The 17,664-nt window shown below is 71.1% G+C and carries 17 protein-coding genes and 1 pseudogene; 7 read left to right on the top strand and 11 right to left on the bottom strand.

Annotation, left to right across the window (positions count from 1 at the left end):
- Positions 1-60: 60 nt before the first annotated feature.
- Positions 61-831: an ABC transporter permease gene (locus OG381_RS31600; RefSeq protein ID WP_327719432.1), complete on the bottom strand. Its 771-nt coding sequence runs from the start codon at positions 829-831 to the stop codon at positions 61-63.
- Entirely contained in the window at positions 828-1,790 is a 963-nt protein-coding gene (locus tag OG381_RS31605) for an ABC transporter ATP-binding protein (protein ID WP_327719433.1), read from the bottom strand. The genes OG381_RS31600 and OG381_RS31605 overlap by 4 nt, the downstream gene beginning before the upstream one ends.
- A 36-nt stretch (positions 1,791-1,826) precedes the next feature.
- On the opposite strand from OG381_RS31605, the gene OG381_RS31610 reads away from it, so the two are divergent.
- A complete protein-coding gene (locus OG381_RS31610) occupies positions 1,827-2,273 on the top strand; it encodes a TetR-like C-terminal domain-containing protein (protein ID WP_327719434.1) in 447 nt (148 codons plus the stop codon).
- Positions 2,274-2,285: 12 nt separating this feature from the next.
- On the opposite strand, the gene OG381_RS31615 is transcribed toward OG381_RS31610, so the two are convergent.
- The 3 genes from OG381_RS31615 to mce all read right to left on the bottom strand — a co-directional run bounded on the left by OG381_RS31615 (position 2,286) and on the right by mce (position 8,140).
- On the bottom strand, positions 2,286-3,224 hold the full coding sequence (locus OG381_RS31615) for a cellulose-binding protein (protein WP_046263072.1): 939 nt from the start codon (positions 3,222-3,224) through the stop codon (positions 2,286-2,288).
- A gap of 209 nt (positions 3,225-3,433) precedes the next feature.
- Complete coding sequence (gene scy / locus OG381_RS31620; protein WP_327719435.1) at positions 3,434-7,315, bottom strand: polarized growth protein Scy; 3,882 nt, start codon at positions 7,313-7,315, stop codon at positions 3,434-3,436.
- Between the two features lie 384 nt (positions 7,316-7,699).
- A complete protein-coding gene (mce, locus tag OG381_RS31625) occupies positions 7,700-8,140 on the bottom strand; it encodes a methylmalonyl-CoA epimerase (RefSeq protein WP_327719436.1) in 441 nt (146 codons plus the stop codon).
- Between the two features lie 148 nt (positions 8,141-8,288).
- Between mce and OG381_RS31630 the strand changes: the two genes are divergently transcribed.
- From OG381_RS31630 to OG381_RS31640, 3 genes are all read left to right on the top strand, one after another.
- Complete coding sequence (locus OG381_RS31630) at positions 8,289-9,491, top strand: acetyl-CoA C-acetyltransferase (protein ID WP_327719437.1); 1,203 nt, start codon at positions 8,289-8,291, stop codon at positions 9,489-9,491.
- A 30-nt stretch (positions 9,492-9,521) separates the two neighbouring features.
- Positions 9,522-10,478, top strand: coding sequence for a methylmalonyl Co-A mutase-associated GTPase MeaB (meaB, locus tag OG381_RS31635; protein ID WP_327719438.1), 957 nt, complete (start codon positions 9,522-9,524; stop codon positions 10,476-10,478).
- Between the two features lie 148 nt (positions 10,479-10,626).
- Complete coding sequence (locus OG381_RS31640; RefSeq protein ID WP_327719439.1) at positions 10,627-11,853, top strand: MFS transporter; 1,227 nt, start codon at positions 10,627-10,629, stop codon at positions 11,851-11,853.
- 93 nt (positions 11,854-11,946) lie between these two features.
- On the opposite strand, the gene OG381_RS31645 is transcribed toward OG381_RS31640, so the two are convergent.
- Positions 11,947-12,573: a PepSY domain-containing protein gene (locus OG381_RS31645; RefSeq protein WP_327719440.1), complete on the bottom strand. Its 627-nt coding sequence runs from the start codon at positions 12,571-12,573 to the stop codon at positions 11,947-11,949.
- Positions 12,574-13,268: 695 nt separating this feature from the next.
- Here OG381_RS31645 and OG381_RS49680 point away from each other — a divergent pair.
- Positions 13,269-13,414: pseudogene (locus OG381_RS49680) on the top strand (ATP-binding protein); the annotation flags it as partial.
- A gap of 14 nt (positions 13,415-13,428) precedes the next feature.
- Here OG381_RS49680 and OG381_RS31655 read toward each other — a convergent pair.
- From OG381_RS31655 to OG381_RS31675, 5 genes are all read right to left on the bottom strand, one after another.
- Positions 13,429-13,905 carry a MarR family winged helix-turn-helix transcriptional regulator gene (locus OG381_RS31655; protein WP_327719441.1) on the bottom strand — a complete coding sequence of 159 codons (477 nt, stop codon included), beginning with the start codon at positions 13,903-13,905 and terminating at the stop codon, positions 13,429-13,431.
- Between the two features lie 95 nt (positions 13,906-14,000).
- Positions 14,001-14,798 (bottom strand): AIM24 family protein, encoded by a 798-nt coding sequence (locus OG381_RS31660; protein ID WP_266887941.1) that lies wholly within the window; start codon positions 14,796-14,798, stop codon positions 14,001-14,003.
- Positions 14,795-15,445, bottom strand: a complete 651-nt coding sequence (locus OG381_RS31665) for an AIM24 family protein (RefSeq protein WP_327722607.1) — start codon at positions 15,443-15,445, stop codon at positions 14,795-14,797. The genes OG381_RS31660 and OG381_RS31665 overlap by 4 nt, the downstream gene beginning before the upstream one ends.
- A gap of 1 nt (position 15,446) precedes the next feature.
- Positions 15,447-16,079, bottom strand: a complete 633-nt coding sequence (locus OG381_RS31670; protein WP_307037188.1) for an AIM24 family protein — start codon at positions 16,077-16,079, stop codon at positions 15,447-15,449.
- A gap of 85 nt (positions 16,080-16,164) precedes the next feature.
- Entirely contained in the window at positions 16,165-16,482 is a 318-nt protein-coding gene (locus OG381_RS31675) for a DUF6191 domain-containing protein (protein WP_327719442.1), read from the bottom strand.
- 129 nt (positions 16,483-16,611) lie between these two features.
- Between OG381_RS31675 and OG381_RS31680 the strand changes: the two genes are divergently transcribed.
- Both OG381_RS31680 and OG381_RS31685 read left to right on the top strand, forming a co-directional pair.
- Positions 16,612-16,959 carry a DUF3817 domain-containing protein gene (locus OG381_RS31680; RefSeq protein ID WP_327719443.1) on the top strand — a complete coding sequence of 116 codons (348 nt, stop codon included), beginning with the start codon at positions 16,612-16,614 and terminating at the stop codon, positions 16,957-16,959.
- Positions 16,956-17,249, top strand: coding sequence for an MTH1187 family thiamine-binding protein (locus OG381_RS31685; protein WP_266821886.1), 294 nt, complete (start codon positions 16,956-16,958; stop codon positions 17,247-17,249). The genes OG381_RS31680 and OG381_RS31685 overlap by 4 nt, the downstream gene beginning before the upstream one ends.
- Positions 17,250-17,664 lie beyond the last annotated feature (415 nt).

Genomic DNA, 17,664 nt, shown 5'->3' on the forward strand with positions numbered 1-17,664 from the left:
GGTTAGGAGCTTATCGGGGCGCTGACGGTTCCACTCAAGAGCGAGCAAAGCTCCGGGTCGTCAGGCGTCCCTCTTCTTCAGCAGGACGTACCCTCCCGCGACCGCCGCGACCACCCACAGCACCATGATCCCGAGCCCGCCCCAGGGACCGTACGGAGTGTCGTCGTCGATCGGGGTGACCACCTGCATGATCTTGCTGCCGGCCTGGTCGGGCAGGTACCGGCCGATCTTCTTGGTCGCCGAGACGTTGCCGAGGATGTTGGAGATCAGGAAGAAGAACGGCATCAGGATGCCCAGCGACAGCATCGGCGAGCGCAGCATCGTGGCCACGCCCATCGAGAACACCGCGATGAGGGTCATGTAGAGCCCGCCGCCGATGACCGCGCGCAGCACTCCCGGATCGCCGATCTCGGCCCGGCGCGAGCCGAGCATTGCCTGGCCGAGGAAGAAGGTGACGAAGCTGGTGACGAGGCCGACGACGAGGCAGAGGCCGGCCGCCACCGCGATCTTGCTGAACAGGAAGGTGCCGCGCTGCGGTACGGCGGCCAGCGAGGTGCGGATCATGCCGGTGCTGTACTCGTTCGACACCACGAGCACCCCGAACACGATCATCGCGAGCTGGCCGAGGCCCATCCCGGCGAAGCTGATGTAGGTGGGGTCGAAGGAGAGCTGGTCGTTGCGGCTCATGTTGTCGAACTCGTTCTTCGACAGGGCCGCGATCAGCATGCCGAGGGCGAGGGTGACGACCACGGCGAGGGAGAGCGTCCACACGGTGGAGGCCACCGACCGGATCTTGGTCCACTCGGACCGTACGACCTGGACCGCCGTCATGGTCGGTTCCCCTTCCAGTCGCCCCACTGCTCGGCCGGCGCGGCGACGGGGGTGTCGGAGTGTGCGTGGTACTCGACCGACTCCGCGGTCAGCTGCATGAACGCCTCTTCCAGGGAGGCCTGCTGAGGGCTCAGCTCGTGCAGCACGATCTGGTGCCGCGCGGCCAGCTCCCCGACGTGCTCGGGCTTGCCGCCGTCGACCTCCAGCGTCCCGTTGCCGGCCTCCACGGCCGTGATCCCCGCCTCGTGCAGCACGTCGAGCAGCCGCTCGCGCTGGGGTGAGCGGATCCGGACGTACGACCGCGAGTTCTGCTCGATGAATTCGGCCATGGAGGTGTCGGCGAGCAGCCGCCCCTGACCGATGACGACGAGGTGATCGGCGGTCAGTGCCATCTCGCTCATGAGGTGGGAGGAGACGAAGACGGTCCGCCCCTGTGCGGCGAGCGATTTCATCAGGTTGCGGATCCAGTGGATGCCCTCGGGGTCGAGCCCGTTGACCGGCTCGTCGAACATCAGGATCCGCGGATCGCCCAGCAGCGCGCCCGCGATGCCGAGCCGCTGTCCCATGCCGAGGGAGAACCCCTTGGCCTTCTTCCTCGCCACTGCGGTGAGGCCGACGGTGTCGAGGACCTCGGCGACCCGGCCGCGGGGGATGCCGTTGCTCTGGGCGAGGCAGAGGAGGTGGTTGAAGGCGCTGCGCCCGCCGTGCATGGCCTTGGCGTCCAGCAGGGCGCCGATGTACTTCAGAGGCTCTCTGAGGTGGTCGTAGTGCTGCCCGTCGATCCGGACGTCACCGGCGGTGGGGCGGTCGAGGCCGAGCATCATCCGCATCGTCGTGGACTTGCCGGCGCCGTTGGGACCGAGGAAGCCCGTGACGATGCCCGGTCTGACGGCGAAGGTCAGGTTGTTGACCGCCACCTTCTCGCCGTACCGCTTGGTCAGGCCCTCGAGCTCGATCATGCGGCCACGCTAAGACGGGCGTTCGGGGGCTGCCACTTGAGCGGGCGGGGAGAGTGCGACGAGGGCGGCGAGCACCGTGAAGGCCGTCGACCAGAGGAAGGCGTCCGGGAAGGCCGCGGCTCCCCGCCCGCGTGCCAGTACGGCGGCCAGGACGCGCCACCGCACCGGGTGCCCGACACCGGCTCGCTGCGGGAAGACGTACTGGAGGTGCTCCGGGCGGGTGCGCGCCGCCAGCGGGAGGTCGGCCCGGACACGCTGCACGGGCTGCTCGCCGAGGCCCGGGACGTGGACCCGTCCTTCTTCGGCATCATGCGGGGCGTGCTGCGCACGGTCGTCGAGCGGGCCGCCGAGCGCGGCGAGATCCTGCTGAGCCGGGAACAGGTGACGGACCATGCGCTGACGGAGATTGTCGACCACGTCTTCCTGCCCCCGGTGGGCACGCCAGAGGCCCGCACCTTCGGGGGAGACGGTGCGGGCCTCTGAGCGTGCTGCTGCTTACCGGGACTGCTGAGCCGGGACCCCACGGGAGATCGGCTCGTCGTCCGTGGCCGGCGAACCGGCCGCGGCCACCGCGGCGCCCGTGAGCGTGGCGAGCATCTCGCGCACGTTCGTCAGCTGGGCGTTGATGCTGTCGCGGCGGTTGGTGAGGGCGGCCAGCTCGCGCTCGGATTCCGAACGGATCCGGTCGGCCTTGGCGTTCGCGTCGGCCACGATGTCCTCGGCCTGGCGCTGCGCCGTCTCGACGGTCTGACGGGCCCGGCGCTCGGCGTCGGTGCGCAGCTTCTCGGCCTCGAGACGCAGCTGCTCCGCGCGGTGCTCGATCTCCGCGAGGCGCTTCTCGGCCTTCTGCTGGCGGGACGCCAGGTCGCGCTCGGACTGCTCGCGACGCTTGGCGAGGTTCGTCTCGAAGTCCGCAGCGGCCTGGGCGGCCTTGGCGCGGGTCTCCTCGAAGAGGGCGTCCGCCTCCTCGCGCTTCTGCTGCGCGTCCTTCTGTGCCTCCTGGCGCAGCTGAGAGGAGTCGCTCTTGGCCTTCTCGACGATCCGGACGCCTTCGTCCTCGGCCTTGGCCTTGCGCTCCGCGGCGAACGACTCCGCGTCATTGCGGACCTGCTGGGCCGCCGACTCGGCGAGTTCGCGGTGCTGCTCCGCCGCGCGACGGGCCTCCTCGCGCAGATCCTTGGCCTCCTCCTCGGCGAGGCGGAGGATCTTCTCGACACGCGCGCCGAGACCGGCGTACGAGGGCTCGGCGTCGGTGACCTGAGCCTGCGCGTTCTGCGTTTCGAGGTGGAGCTCCTCGATGCGCTTTTCCAGAGCGGTGATGCGGGAGAGAGCGCTGTCACGGTCGGAGACGAGCTTGGAGATCCGTTCGTCCACCTGAGCGCGGTCGTACCCACGCCGCACAAGCTCGAAGCCGTAGGGGGAAGTGTCGCTCATGGGGTTCCTGTCAAATGAGACCGGTGAGGTGATAGGGGGAATCCTAGGGGCCGAAGCGGTGTGTCATCGAGCGGATACGTGTTTGATCTGGAGAATGACACCCCTTTTGAGTGGCTAACCCCGGGACGGCTTGCCAAAAACTTGGTCAAAGGCCCCAGACGGCACCGGAATTCGACCTGTCGGTCAGCCTTCGGACAGCTGTCCGACGCCTAACTGTCGGACGGCTTGCCACCCGATCGAGGGGCGCCGACCGTGACGCCGGCCTTGACGCCACCGTCCTTGCCCGCCGAAGGAGCCTCGAAGGATTCCAACGCCTCCAGGACGTCCTGGACACGGGAGATCTCGGCGTTGATGTCCTCGCGGCGACGCACCAGGATCTCCAGCTCGCGCTTGCCTTCCTCCACCGTGCGCCGGGCCTCGCGGATCGCCTCCGCCTTCAGCTCCTCGGCCTCCCGCACGAGCGTCGCCTTCTTCTGCTCGGCCTCCTTCAGGAGCCCCTCGGCCTTCTTCACGGCGGCGATACGGACCTTGCCCGCCTCGGAGTTCGCCTCCGAGACCAGCTCCTTGGCCTTCGCCTGCGCCTTCGCCAGCTGCTCCTCGGACGCCTTGATGAGCGCGTCGCAGCGGTCGCCGGTCGACCTCATCGTCTCGGCGGCCTCGCGGCGGGCCCGCTCGTGCAGGTCCTCGATCTCGGCCGTGATGCGCTCCCGCAGCTCCTCGGCGCGCTCCCTTATGGCGGTGGCGTCCCGGCGGGCACCGACGAGCAGCTCGTCCGCGTCCGTACGGGCCTTCTCCACCAGGGAGTTGCCCTCGACGGTCGCCTCCGAGATCAGCCGGTCCGCCTCCGAGCGGGCCGCGCCCACCATGGAGTCGGCCTGCCCCTCCGCGTCCGCGGTGGTCTTGTGGGCCTGCTGCTGCGCCTCGGTGAGGAGCTTGTCCGCCTCGGCCGTGGTCTCCGTGATGAGCGTGTCGACCTGCTCGGCCACGTCCTGGCGCCGCTTGTTGGCGTCCTTGCGGGCCTCGTCGAGGGTCCGCTCGGCCTCCTCGCGCGCGGCCGTCGTGACCCGCTCGGCCTCGGCCAGCGCGTCGGCCTTGAAACGCTCGGAGTCGGCGCGCACCCGGTCGGCGTGCTGCTGCGCGGAACCGACCGTGTCGGCGGCCTCGGCGCGCAGCCGCTCCGCGTCCCCGGAGGCGTCCGCGATCAGCTTCTCGGCCTTGGCGACCGCCTCGGACCGTACGCGCTCGGCCTCGTTGACCGTGTCCGTGCGCAGCCGGTCGGTGTCGGCGAGCGTCTCCGTGGTGAGCCGCTCGGCCTCGTTGCGCGCCTCGGTGATGAGGGCGTCGGCCTGCGAGGCCGCGTCGGAACGGATCCGGTTGGCGTCCTCACGGGCGTCCGCCCGGGTACGGGCGGCGGCCTGGTCGGCCTCGGCGATCGTGTTCGAGGCGTCCGTGCGCACCCGCTGGGCGTGCTCGGCGGCGTCCGACCTGAGCCGCTCCGCCTCGGCGATCGCCTCCCCGACGGTGCGCTCGGCGAGCGCCTTGGCGGCCTCCGACTCCTCGTTCGCCTCGCGCCGGACGCGGCCCGCGTCCTCGCTGGCCCGCTCCCGCTCGGCGTAGGCGTCGCCGCGGACCCGGTCCGCCTCCTCCTCGGCCTCGCGCCGGGTGCGCTCCGCCGCGTGCTCGGCGGCGCTGCGCAGCCCGGTGATCTCCTCCTGAGCCTGCTCGTGCAGCCCGGCCACGGAGTCCCGTACCTGCTGGGCGTGCTGTTCGGCCGCCGACACCATCTCGGTGGCGCGCCGGTCGGCCTCCTCGACCAGCCGCACCGCCTCGGCCTGCGCCTCCTCCACACGGTTGCGTGCGGAGGCCAGCAGCTCCTCGCTCTGCTCGCGGGCCCGCTGGCGCTCCTGGTCGGCCTCCTGGCGCGCCGAGCCGAGGGTCTCCTCGGCCTCGCGGCGGCGCCGGACGGCCTCCTCCTGGGCGGCGGCCAGCGTCTCGGACGCCTCCGTCGCGAGCCGCTCGGCGGCGGCCTGCGCCTCCGCACGGACCCGGTCGGCGGTGTCCTGGGCCTCCGCCTTCAGCTGCTCGGCCTCGGCCGCGGCCGCCGAACGCAGCCGTACGGCGATGGCCTCGCCCTCCGCGCGGGACGCGGACGCGTCGGAGGCGGCCTCGTTGCGCAGCCGTTCGGCCTCCGCCTCGGCCTGCTGCTGCAGGGTGCGGATCCGCTCGGCGGACTCGGAGCGCAGCCGCTCGCTCTCCTCGACGGCCTCGCGACGGATCCGTGCGGCCTCGGCGCGAGCGTCGGTCAGCGCCTGCTCGGCGGCGGCGAGCCGCTCCTCGGCGTCGGTGCGCAGCCGGGTCAGTTCCTCGGCGGCCTCGGCCCGGCGGGCCGCTATGGCCTGCTCGGTCTCCTCGTGCAGCTCGCGCGCGGCCCGCTCGGCGTCCGCCTTGATGCCCTCGGACTGCTCGATCACCTCCGCGCGGTGCCGCTCGGCCTCCTGGCGGGTGCGCTCCAGGGTCTCCTCGGCCTGCCGGCGCAGCGTGGTGGCGCGCTCGATTGCCTCGGTGCGGACCTTCTCGCTGTCCGTCGTGGCCGTCTGACGCAGCTCGTCCGCGTCCTGCTTGGCCTTCGCCAGCAGTTCCTCGGCGGTCTTGGCCGCCTCCTCGATCTGCTGGACGGCCTCCTTGCGGGCCTCCGCGCGGATCTTCTCGCCCTCGGCGACCGCGTCGGCGCGCAGCTGCTCGGCCTCGCCGCGCAGCCGGCGGGCCTCCTCCTGGAGCTCGACCGTCTTGGCCCGGTACTCCTTGGTGTCGTCCTTCGCCGAGCCCTTGAGCTGCTCGGCGATGTCATGCGCCTCGGCGCGCAGCCGGTCCGCCTCGGCCTCGGCCTCGGAACGGATCCGCTCGGCCTCCTCGGCGGCGGCCTTGGTGGTCCTACGGGCGTCCTCGGACGCCTTGGTGAGGACGTCCTCGGCGGTCTTGGCGGCCTTGCCCAGCTGGGACGCGGTCTCCTCGGCGGTGAGCGTGCGGGCCTTCTCGGAGGCCTGGGCGACGATCTTCTCGGCCTCCGCGCGGGCGTCCGCGACGAGCTGCTCGGCGTCCGCCTTGGTGGCCTCGGCCTCCTTGGTGGCCTCGGTGACCAGCCGCGCGACCTGCTCCTTGGCCGTACGCGTGCGCTGCTCGTTGGCCGACTCGGCGCTGGAGAGCGTCTTCTCGGCGCTCGCCTTGGCCTCGGCGAGCAGCTTCTCGGCCTCGCTCTGCGCCTTGCGGAGCGCCTCCTCGGCCTCCGTCATCCGCTGTTCGGCCGCGCGGCTCAGCTCGGTCGCCTCACGGCGGGCGCTGTCCGACTCGCTCGCCGTGGAGTTGCGCAACTGCTCGGCGTGGTCGGTGGCCTCCTGGGCCTGCGTGGACGCGGCGTTCAGCAGCCGCTCGGCGTCCGTGCGGGCGCGGCGCAGCAGTTGCTCGGCCTCCGCGCGGGCCGTCTCGGCCTCGCTCTGGAGCCGCTGGCGGGCCTCGGCGGCGACCCGCTCGGCCTCCGCGCGGGCGGCGGCCATGGCCTGCTCGGCCTCCGCGCGGGACTCCTCCAGGAGCCGGCGGGCCTGCTGCTCGGTACGGGCGCGCAGCTGCTCGGCCCACGCCACGTTCTCGTTGACGTGCGACTCGACGGTCTGGCGGCGCTCGGAGAGCTCCTGGTCCAGCTGCTGGCGGCGGGTGACCGCCTCCTGGTGCAGCTCCGCCTGGAGCCGCGCCGCGTTCTCGGCGTGCTCCTGGAGGATGCGCTGGGTCTGCGCCCGCGCCTGGCTCAGCTCGCGCTCGGCGTCCTGGCGCAGCTGATCGGCCTGGATCTGGGCGTTGCGGAGCAACTGTTCGGCTTGATAGCCGATGTCGCCGCCGTCGTAGGACGGTCGGGACATGAGGGTGCGCCGCGCCTCGTGCAACTTGGCGCGCAGCACCTCGACCTGGTAGCCGAGGTCCTCGGCGTGCTGGATCGCCTTTTCCCGCTCGGTCTTCAGCCGGTCCATCTCGGCCTCGAACCGAGAGAGGTGGTCGACGTCAGCCGCCGGCACTCGCTCCTGGCTTTCGTAGCCCCGCACTGCGCGGTCCCATCCGTCCCCTGGTCGCGTGTCTGCCCAAACGAGCTCCGTCCATCCGCCGAACGGGGCCCCCGGGGAATGGTGTCAGATCAACGGCGGAGCAAGGGCTGCCGCCCCGACGCTTGTCCCCCGAAACCCGGACCCCGGCGGCTTCTCCGGTCAAAGGTGGTGTCGTCCGCCCGAAGGGCGGGCCCCGCGGCGTCTGGTGCGTGCGATCGCAAGGCGCCGGAAGGTCCTCGTAGCGGAGCTACTAGGGCCTTTCGGCAACGCGGCGAGCGTGCGTACCAGACGTCGCGGGGCAGGCACCACCTTTGACCGGGGGAGCCAGGTCGCCCCCCAAGAGCGGCGACCGCCCCCAACCCTACCGGCCCATATGTACGGGGGTCAGTGCTCAGGTGACTCAACAGGCGCCGAAGTGACCAGTTCTGTCAGTACTCCATGGCAATCCTTGGGATGCAGGAACGTGATCCGTGACCCCATGGAGCCGCGTCGCGGCTCCTCGTACAGGACGCGTACGCCCTTGCCGCGGATGTCGGCGGACTCGCCGTCCACATCCGCCGTACCGAAAGCGATGTGGTGCACGCCCTCACCGTTCTTGGCGAGCCACTTCGCGACGGTGGAGTCCTCGCGGGTCGGTTCGAGGAGCTGCAGGTAGGAAGCTCCGCCGTCCGACGTCTCGTTGATCTTGAGCATGGCCTCGCGCACGCCCTGCTCCTCGTTGACCTCGGAGTGGTACACCTCGAAGCCGTAGGTGGCCCGGTAGAACTCGACAGTCTTGTCCAGGTCGAAACAGGCGATCCCGATGTGGTCGATTCGCGTCAGCATGGAACTCAGTGCAGCGCTCCGGAGGTGGTTACGCAACGTGCGCGCGATCACACCGACAGCCCGGTGACGGCACGGAGTGCCACTCAGTACATTCGAAGTAAACCCTCGTTCACTCCTCAGCTGTGCAGCTGAAAGGGGATCGCACCTCATGTCTGGTTCGAACAGCACGACGTCCGTCATCGTGGCGGGTGCCCGCACCCCGATGGGACGGTTGCTCGGCTCACTCAAGTCCTTCTCCGGAGCCGACCTCGGCGGCTTCGCGATCAAGGCCGCCCTCGACCGTGCGGGGATCGGCGGCGACCAGGTGCAGTACGTGATCATGGGCCAGGTGCTCCAGGCCGGGGCCGGCCAGATCCCGGCGCGCCAGGCCGCGGTCAAGGCCGGCATCCCGATGGGCGTCCCGGCGCTCACCATCAACAAGGTCTGTCTGTCGGGCCTCGACGCGATCGCGCTGGCCGACCAGCTGATCCGCGCGGGCGAGTTCGACGTGATCGTCGCGGGCGGCCAGGAGTCCATGACCAACGCCCCCCACCTGCTCCCGAAGTCCCGCGAGGGCTTCAAGTACGGCGCCATCGAGATGCTCGACGCCATGGCGTACGACGGTCTGACCGACCCGTGGGAGAACATCCCCATGGGCGAGTCGACCGAGAAGCACAACACCCGCCTCGGCATCCAGCGCGCCGAGCAGGACGAGATCGCCGCCCTGTCCCACCAGCGCGCCGCCGCCGCCCAGAAGAACGGCCTCTTCGAGGCCGAGATCACCCCGATCGAGATCCCGCAGCGCAAGGGCGAGCCGGTCGTCTTCAGCAAGGACGAGGGCATCCGCGCGGAGACGACCGCGGAGTCCCTGGGCAAGCTGCGCCCGGCGTTCACCCGCGACGGCACCATCACGGCGGGCACCTCCTCGCAGATCTCCGACGGTGCCGCGGCCGTGGTCGTGATGAGCAAGACCAAGGCGCAGGAGCTCGGCCTGGAGTGGATCGCCGAGATCGGCGCCCACGGCAATGTGGCGGGACCGGACAACTCCCTCCAGTCCCAGCCGTCCAACGCCATCCTCCACGCCCTGAAGAAGGAGGGCCTGGACGTCTCCGACCTCGACCTGATCGAGATCAACGAGGCCTTCGCCGCCGTCGCGGTCCAGTCAATGAAGGACCTCGGGGTGTCCTCCGAAACGGTGAACGTCAACGGCGGTGCCATCGCCCTGGGCCACCCGATCGGCATGTCCGGCGCCCGTCTGGTGCTGCACCTGGCACTGGAGCTGAAGCGGCGCGGCGGCGGTGTCGGCGCGGCCGCGCTGTGCGGCGGCGGCGGTCAGGGTGACGCGCTCATCGTGCGGGTACCCAAGGCCTGAGCTGTACTTTTCTCACGGATCGGAGCTGTGATGCAGGACGTCTCCTCTCTGGTGGCCCAGGCGAGGGAGGGCAGGCCACGTGCCGTGGCCCGGCTGATCTCCCTGGTGGAGGGGGCGTCCCCGCAGCTCAGGGAGGTCATGGCGGCGCTCGCCCCGCTGACGGGCAACGCGTACGTCGTGGGCCTCACCGGCTCGCCGGGCGTGGGCAAGTCCACGTCCACGTCCGCCCTGGTCACCGCGTACCGCAAGCAGGGCAGGCGGGTCGGCGTCCTGGCCGTCGACCCGTCCTCGCCCTTCTCGGGCGGCGCCCTGCTGGGCGACCGCGTCCGGATGTCGGACCACGCCTCCGACCCGGGCGTCTACATCCGCTCGATGGCCACCCGCGGCCACCTCGGCGGCCTGGCCTGGTCGGCCCCGCAGGCGATCCGGGTCCTGGACGCGGCGGGCTGCGACGTCGTCCTGGTCGAGACGGTCGGCGTCGGCCAGTCGGAGGTCGAGATCGCCTCGCAGGCGGACACCAGCGTCGTCCTCCTCGCCCCGGGCATGGGCGACGGCATCCAGGCGGCCAAGGCCGGAATCCTGGAGATCGGCGATGTGTACGTCGTCAACAAGGCCGACCGGGACGGCGCCGACGCCACCGCCCGCGAGCTCAACCACATGCTGGGCCTCGGCGAGTCCCGCGGCCCCGGCGACTGGCGCCCGCCCATCGTGAAGACGGTCGCCGCCCGCTCCGAGGGCATCGACGAGGTCGTCGAGGCGCTGGAGAAGCACCGCGCCTGGATGGAGGAGCGCGGCGTCCTGGCCGAGCGCCGCCGCGCCCGCGCCGCCCGCGAGGTGGAGACCATCGCGGTCACGGCCCTGCGCGAGAGGATCGGCGACCTGCACGGGGACCGGCGCCTGGACGCGCTGGCGGACCGGATCGTGGCCGGGGAACTGGACCCGTACAGGGCGGCCGACGAGCTGGTGGCGGGCCTGACGCAGGGCTGAGGCGCCCTGGTCAACTCCGCGGCGCCGCTGATACGTTGATCCGCATGTTCCTCTCCCTGGCATAGAGCGCACACCGAGTCACGGTCGAGCACACCGCTCCCGTGACTCCCCGGTGTCCGCCTTCCGCCTCTTCTCCGAGGAACTCACCATGTCCGCGTCCTACGCGCGCGTACTGCGCATTCCGCATGCCCGCCGCACCTTCGCCACCGCCCTGGTCGGCAGACTGTCGTACGGCATCGTCCCGCTGTCCGTGATGCTCGCCGTGACCCGCGCCTCCGGCTCGTACGCCGTGGCGGGCACCGTGATGGCCCTGTTCGGCGCCACCGTCGTCTTCCTGGCGCCCGCGAGGGCCTCGCTGATCGACCGGTACGGGCCGCGCCGGGCGCTCGTGCCGATGCTCGTCGCCTACACCGTCCTGCTCGGTCTGCTGACCGCGGCCGTCTGGCGGCCCGGCGCGCCGGCGTACGTCCTGGGCGCCCTCACCGCCCTCGCCGGCGCCTGCGTGCCGCCGCTCGGCCCGACCATGCGGACCGTCTGGAGCCGGCTCGCCCCGGACCGCGACCTGCTGCAACGCGCGTACAGCCTCGACGCCGTCGCCGAGGAACTGCTCTTCGTCTCGGGCCCGCTGCTGGTGGGCGTCCTGGTCGGGGTCGCCGCGCCGGCGGCCGGGATCGTCGTGGGGGCGGCGCTGATGGTGACGGGGGCGGTCGGGTTCGTGTCGTCGCCGGTGGTGCGGGGCATGGCGCCCGCGGGCCGCAGTGGGGCCGACGGCCGGGGCGGGCGCGGTCGTCCCGTGCTGCGGAGGATCGGACGGCCCGTCACCGCCGCCGTGGCCGTCGGGATCGCTCTCGGTGTGCTCGATCTGCTGGTCATGGTCTTCGCCGAACGGCACCACCACGGCGGGGCGAGCGTGGCCTGGGTACTGGCCGCGCTGTCCGCCGGGAGCGCCGTCGGCGGCCTGCTGAACGGTGCCGTCCACTGGCGTATGTCCGCCCCGGTCCGGCTGGCCCTGCTGACGGCGGGCCTCGGTCTCGCGCTCCTCGGCGCCGGTCTCGCCCCGGGCCTGGGCACGCTCACCCTGGCCATGACGGTGGCCGGCTTCTTCGTGTCGCCGGCCCTCACCACCGCGTATCTCCTCGCGGACGAGGCCGTCGCCGACGCGGCGCGCACCCGGGCCGGTGCCTGGGTCAACACGGCGGTCAACGCCGGGAGCACGGCCGGTACGGCCGCGGCCGGTGTCCTCGCGGGACGGCTGCCGGTGGCCGGGTGCTTCGCGGTGACCGGCGCGGCCGTCGTCCTGACGGCACTGGCCGTGGCGAAAGGCGCCCGGCGCGGCCGTACGGCTGAGGCGAAGGCAGCCCTGGCCGCCGTATGACGAGACCGGCGGGCGCGGCCAGAAGCCGCGCCCGCCGGGTGGGGGGATCCGAGGGCCCGGCGGGGGAGGCCGGGCCCTCTGCGGAGGGGAAGGTCAGTCGTCCTGGTCCTGGGTGAGCTTGCCCGTGTCGAGGGCGCCCTTCCACTCGGAGGTCACCTTGTTCTTCACGGTCTCCACGCTCCACGCCACGGTGCCGTTGTCGTCGTCGACGCCGACCTCGGTGACCGTGCCCTTGGCCGCGGCCGCCTTCGCGATCTCACGGGCGTCGAACTCGGCGCCCTTCAGCGCGGCCAGTTCGGCGCGGTCCTCGCTGTCGTTGTCCTCGTCGGCGTCGCGGTGGGCGCCGAGGACCTTGCCGGTGTCCGGGGCGACGTTGACGCTGTACTCGGCGCCGTCGCCCTTGACCACGTCCACGTCCCACGTGCCGGCGTCGGCGCCGTCGTCGTCCACGTCGGCGGAGACGGCGGTGCCCGGGGTGTGCTTGAGCGCGGCCGCGATCGCCTCGGCGGCGGTGACGTCCCCGTCGGCGGTCGCCGTACGGTCGTCGTCGTCGCGGTCGTTCACGTCGTCGGCGTCGTCCCGATCCGCGATCACCTGCGCGCCGGCGCTCGCCTGACGCTGCGCCGTCGTGTCGTCGTCGCCCGCCGCGAAGGCCGCGACGGTCCCGCCGGTGACCAGGGCGGCGGCGGTCAGGGTGGCGATGACGATGTTGCGCTTCATGAGGTTTTCCTGCCTATTCGGTCGGCTTCACTCGGTTTCAGCGATTCGCTCGCTTTCGACATGACCAAACATCGCCGATCGACACTGAGGGGAACCTGAAGCCACCTGAAGCGATCTTCAGCTCGGCTTTGCGAACCTTTACGTACGTGGCGCCTCATCGACGGGCGGACACCCAGGCGGAACGCTCGGCACGCGGCGTGGCCACCCTGCTCGCCACCGGGAAGTGCTACGCCGACCTTGACCTGGCCGACGAGAACCCGGTCCAGGTCGTCGACGCGAACGGCACGCTGGTCGCGGTCAGCGACGGCCTGGAGCGGATCAGCGGCACCGCCACCGACGCGGTGAAGGCCCAGGCGTACCGGGCAGCTCGAGCGGCTCGGGCGACGACGACGCGGACGACGGCACCGCCCGCGAACCCGGCGAGAGTGGGCGCCGCCCATCCGGAGTTGCTGGACGTCCCGGGCACGCGCAGTGCAGGACACCGTACGACTCCTGCGGCTCGCCGCCGATCTGCTGGTCGCCGGGAGGCGCGGGCGCGCGACGGGGTGGCCGTCGAGTTGGCGGACGTGGAGGTGGCCGGGGCCCGGAGCCGGCTGGGGCGGGTGATCGGTGATCTGCTTGACCACGCCCAGCGGCACGCCCGTTCGGCGGTCGGTGTGACCGTACGGCGGGACGGGGCGTGGGCCGCCGTCGACGACCAGGCCCGCAGCCGTGATGGCGGCGGCGCCGGGCTCGGGCTCGCCATCGCCCGGACGTCGCCGCACGTCACGGCGGCACGCTCACGGTCCGCGACGCACCGGCAGGCGGAGCCCTGTTCGAACTCCGCCTGCCGCTCGGTTAGCTGTCGTTACCCGGTCAGGGGCGCCCGCGCTGGCCGCGCAGATGCTCCGCGATGGGCTTGAGGGACTTGTCGAGCTCCGCCAGGGAGTCGGGGTTCAGCAGGTCGATGAAGTGGCGCCGCACAGACGCCACGTGGTGTGGCGCGACCTTCTTCATCGTCTCCATGCCGTGCTCGGTCAGGACCGCGTACAGACCGCGGCGGTCCGACTCGCAGTTCTCGCGCCGCACCAGGTCCGCGTTCTCCATACGGGTGATCTGGTGCGAGAGGCGACTCTTGGACTGGAGGGTGGCGGACGCGAGATCGCTCATCCGCATCCGTACGTCCTCCGACTCGGAGAGATTCACCAGGATCTCGTAGTCGTTCATTGTCAGGCCGAACGGCTGGAGGTCCTTCTCGAGCTGGTACGTCAACAGCCTGTTGACCTCCAGGTGGGTGCGCCAGGCGCACTGCTCCGCATCAGTCAGCCAGGGCGTGGCCGTCTCGGTCTCCATGAATGAAGTCTACCTAAGAAGTTGAAAGGCGAACTAGTGAGGGTTTCGGCGTGACGGCGTGCACACGTTCGACGTCACACTCCGCAGACTACCGCTCACAGCCCGAAGCGACGCTGGAGGTCCCCCAGCTGTCCGGGAAGGCGCGGTGTGCCCGCCTGCTGTGAAGGGCCTGTGGAGGGCACTCCGGAACCGGGTACTCCGGCCTGCTGGGGAACCGCCCCCGTGGCCTGCTCCGCCATCAGTGCCTCGGACGACTGGAGCAGTACGGTGCCGGCCCCCACGAACTCGAACTGATGCTCCTCCCCAGAGGCCCCGCCCAGGCCCGTCATCGCACGTAGACCGCCCATCAGACCGGTCATGTAGCCGTGGTCGTAGTGATGGCACGGCGACGGGCAGTCGGCCCAGCCGACGAGCGCCTGCGGGTCCACCCGGATCGGGGGTTCCATGAACACCACCGGGCCGTTAGATGCGGCCACGAACTTTCCGGTTCCGATCAGGGTCAGAAAACCCGGCACGATCGATTGCTTGAGGGCGAGACTTGGCTGAAAAGCGAGCAGGTTGCCTGAGCGAATGGTCAGGTTGCCGTTCTCGAGATCGTACGAATTCACGTCGAAGGCCCGGTCGGCGAGCAGCATCTTGCCCGAACCCTCGGCCACGACCCAGTCGCTAGCGTGCAGAGGCGAATGGAAGGACGTACGGACAAGTCGGTCGAGTCGCCCGTGCCCGACACCGTTGAAATCGATCGAACCGTAGTAGGCGATCATCTTCCCCTTCTGCAGGAACCACTGGCTCCCCTTGAGCTCCACGCAGAAGGTGTAGTTGTTCACGTTGTCGTCGACGGGCAGTGTCGCGGGGTCGTGGACGGTGGGGCCCGCGCCCGGGTAGGTGCTCACAGCTTCTCCTCCGACGCCTGGACGAACACCGATCCGTGACCACTGAGCTCCAGCTGGAAGGCCTCGCCGGAGCCGCGGCCCACCATGTCGCGCCAGCCGAGCGCGGTGGACAGCTTGTTGCGGACGTCCCCGTGGTGGGCGACGTAGGCCTGCGGGTCGACATGGACCGGACGCTGCGGGGTGATCGGCAGCTCGATGACGCCGCCGTGGGCCATCACGGCGACCGAGCCGTGTCCCTTGAGGGTGGTGGTGAACAGCCCCTGGCCGGTGACCTGGCCGCGGACCATGCCCATGACGCCGCCCTGCGAGCCCATGAACATCGTGCCCTGATCGAGGGTGCCCTCGAAGGCGAGAAGGCGGTCCGCCTCGACGTACAGGGTGTCGCCGGTGAGGTTGATCACCTGGACGTGGTGGCCGCCGTGCCCGAACAGGACGGTGCCGCTGCCCTCCACGGTCATCAGGGGAGTGACCTCGCCCGCGACCCGGCGCCCGATCATCGACGCGATCCCGCCCTGGCCGCCCTGGGTGTTGGGCGTGAAGGACACCTCGCCCCGGTAGGCGAGCATCGCGCCGCGCTGACTGAACAGCCGCTGCCCGGGCATGACGGTCGCCTCGACCATCTTCGAGTTCAGCTCACGGAAGGCCATCTCAGACATCCCCCGCGATCGTGTTCCGCTCACTGGGCTGGACGTACACCAGACCGTCCCCCTCGAAGCGGATCTGGAAGGCCTCGCCGCCGCCCTCTCCCATGAGGGTGCGGAATGTCACACCGGACTGGAAGGACTGCCGCAGATTCCCCTGGTGCGCGATGTACGCCCCCGGGTCGACGCTCAGCGGGTACTGCGGGCTGACCCGCAGCACCACGGCCGGACCGTCCGAGGTGATCGCCGCCTGGCCATGGCCCTCGACGGTGGTCGTGAACAGCCCGTTGCCCTGCGAGGCGCCGCGCAGCCCCGTGAAAGTGGTCCCCGTCCGCAGCCCCCCGTCGGTCGCGAGTAGATTGCTCGACTCCACGTAGAGCTTGTCCCCCTGGAGACCGACGAGATTGATCTCGGAGGCGCGATCGGCGAACCAGCAGGTCCCCTGCCCCCTCACCTCCATCACCGTCATCTGCTCACCGGTGATCCGCCGGGTCACCATGCCCCGGATGCCCTCACCGCCACCGCTGAGCTTCTTGAACGCCATCTGTCCGTCGTACGCGACCATCGAGCCGTTCTTCGCCTTCACGGCGTCCCCGGTCATCTCGACGGCGAGCACCTTGCTTCCTTGAAGTCGGAACATCGCCACGCTGCGAAGGTAGCCCGCGGAAAGGCCTTGCCGACAGAGCCCGTGGGTGGAGAGGGACCCTGATCGCACCCCTAGGGGGTCAGCGACGGGCTCCGGGCAGCCGTATGACCGCCTTCCCCGAGGTCAGGTCGACGGTGGAGTGCGGGGGCGCGCCGTCCTCCTCGTCGTCCCGCATCACCAGCGCGCTCTGGCGTTCCTTCAGCTCGCTCTGCTTGCCGGGCGAGAGGGCGGCGTGCAGTTGCTCGAAGCCGGTCGCGGAGACCTGCCCCTGCCGGGCAGCGTTGCGCCAGGGCAGCGCTCCGGCCCGGCCGGCCCGCAGCAGCAGCTGATCGACGAAGGCCAGCACAGTGAGCAGCACGACCAGTCCCGGCAGGGTCATGAAGAAGACGAACTGCACACGCGCTCCTGGCTGCGAGACACCGACGACGGACCCCCCAGCCTGTCCCCGCTCGGCCGTTTGCCACAATGGACAAACGTTTGTGCACGCATTCACAAAGCGTCGACGCCCCTCCACCGAAGGTGACCCGTGGACCTCAAGACCGCCAGCGCCCTCCGCCGCCTCCGCCTCGTCTCCGCCCCCGAGGCGGTCTCGTTCCTGCTCCTGCTCGTCTGCTCGGTCCTGAAGCGGACCACGGAGTTCAACGCGGTGCCCGTGATGGGCATGGTCCACGGCGTCCTGTTCGTCCTCTACGTGATCTTCTGGGCCGACGCCTGGAACCGCACGAAGTGGCCCGTGAAGACCGCCGCCCTCTACTTCGTCCTCTCGGTCCTGCCCACCGGCGGCTTCTTCGCCGAGCGCAAGCTCAAGCGCGAGGCCGAGGACGCGGTCATCGCCTCCCGCGCCCGCCAGGAGAGCGCGGTGAAGGCGTCGTGATCGTCGCCTTCTCCGTCACCCCGCTCGGCGTCGGCGACGAGGTGGGGGAGTACGTCGCCGACGCCGTCCGCGTCGTCCGCGAATCGGGCCTCCCCAACCGCACCGACGCGATGTTCACCTCGATCGAGGGCGACTGGGACGAGGTCATGGACGTCGTGAAGCGCGCCGTCGCCGCGGTCGAGGCACGCGCCCCGCGCGTCTCCCTGGTCCTCAAGGCGGACATCCGCCCGGGCGTGACCGACGGCCTGACCTCCAAGGTGGCAACGGTGGAGCGTCACCTCACCGACTGAGCGCCCCTGGAAGCACGGTGCGGCTCCGTCGTGGCTGGTCGCGCAGTTCCCCGCGCCCCTTCGGGGCGCGGCGGACAGTGAGCCGCAACGCCCCGGCCCCCGACGGGCACCACAGACGCATGCGCACTGCCCCCCAAGCGGGACGCACCCGCAGGCGCACCGCCGCACCGCCCCCAGGCGGGTCGGCCCCGCGCGCACCGCCCAGGCGGAACGCAGCCGCACCGCCCCCGGCGGGGCGCCACCCACGCATACGCACCGCCCCCAGGTGGGACACCCACGCTCGCGCGCCGCCTCCAAGCGGGACGCCCCCGCAGGTGCACCGCCGCACCGCCCCCCAGGCGGAACGCAGCCGCATTCGCCCCCGGCGGGGCACCACCCACGCATGCGCACCGCCCCCAGGCGGGGCACCCACGCA

The sequence above is a fragment of the Streptomyces sp. NBC_00490 genome (assembly GCF_036013645.1).
Lineage (GTDB): Bacteria > Actinomycetota > Actinomycetes > Streptomycetales > Streptomycetaceae > Streptomyces > Streptomyces canus_F.

What these genes read in the sequence shown, in the direction of transcription:
- OG381_RS31600 (WP_327719432.1), bottom strand. Translation starts at nt 831, where the DNA reads ATGACGGCGGTCCAGGTCGTACGGTCCGAGTGGACCAAGATCCGGTCG.
- OG381_RS31605 (WP_327719433.1), bottom strand. Translation starts at nt 1,790, where the DNA reads ATGATCGAGCTCGAGGGCCTGACCAAGCGGTACGGCGAGAAGGTGGCG.
- OG381_RS31615 (WP_046263072.1), bottom strand. Translation starts at nt 3,224, where the DNA reads ATGAGCGACACTTCCCCCTACGGCTTCGAGCTTGTGCGGCGTGGGTAC.
- mce (WP_327719436.1), bottom strand. Translation starts at nt 8,140, where the DNA reads ATGCTGACGCGAATCGACCACATCGGGATCGCCTGTTTCGACCTGGAC.
- OG381_RS31630 (WP_327719437.1), top strand. Translation starts at nt 8,289, where the DNA reads ATGTCTGGTTCGAACAGCACGACGTCCGTCATCGTGGCGGGTGCCCGC.
- meaB (WP_327719438.1), top strand. Translation starts at nt 9,522, where the DNA reads ATGCAGGACGTCTCCTCTCTGGTGGCCCAGGCGAGGGAGGGCAGGCCA.
- OG381_RS31640 (WP_327719439.1), top strand. Translation starts at nt 10,627, where the DNA reads ATGTCCGCGTCCTACGCGCGCGTACTGCGCATTCCGCATGCCCGCCGC.
- OG381_RS31645 (WP_327719440.1), bottom strand. Translation starts at nt 12,573, where the DNA reads ATGAAGCGCAACATCGTCATCGCCACCCTGACCGCCGCCGCCCTGGTC.
- OG381_RS31655 (WP_327719441.1), bottom strand. Translation starts at nt 13,905, where the DNA reads ATGGAGACCGAGACGGCCACGCCCTGGCTGACTGATGCGGAGCAGTGC.
- OG381_RS31665 (WP_327722607.1), bottom strand. Translation starts at nt 15,445, where the DNA reads ATGGCCTTCCGTGAGCTGAACTCGAAGATGGTCGAGGCGACCGTCATG.
- OG381_RS31670 (WP_307037188.1), bottom strand. Translation starts at nt 16,079, where the DNA reads ATGTTCCGACTTCAAGGAAGCAAGGTGCTCGCCGTCGAGATGACCGGG.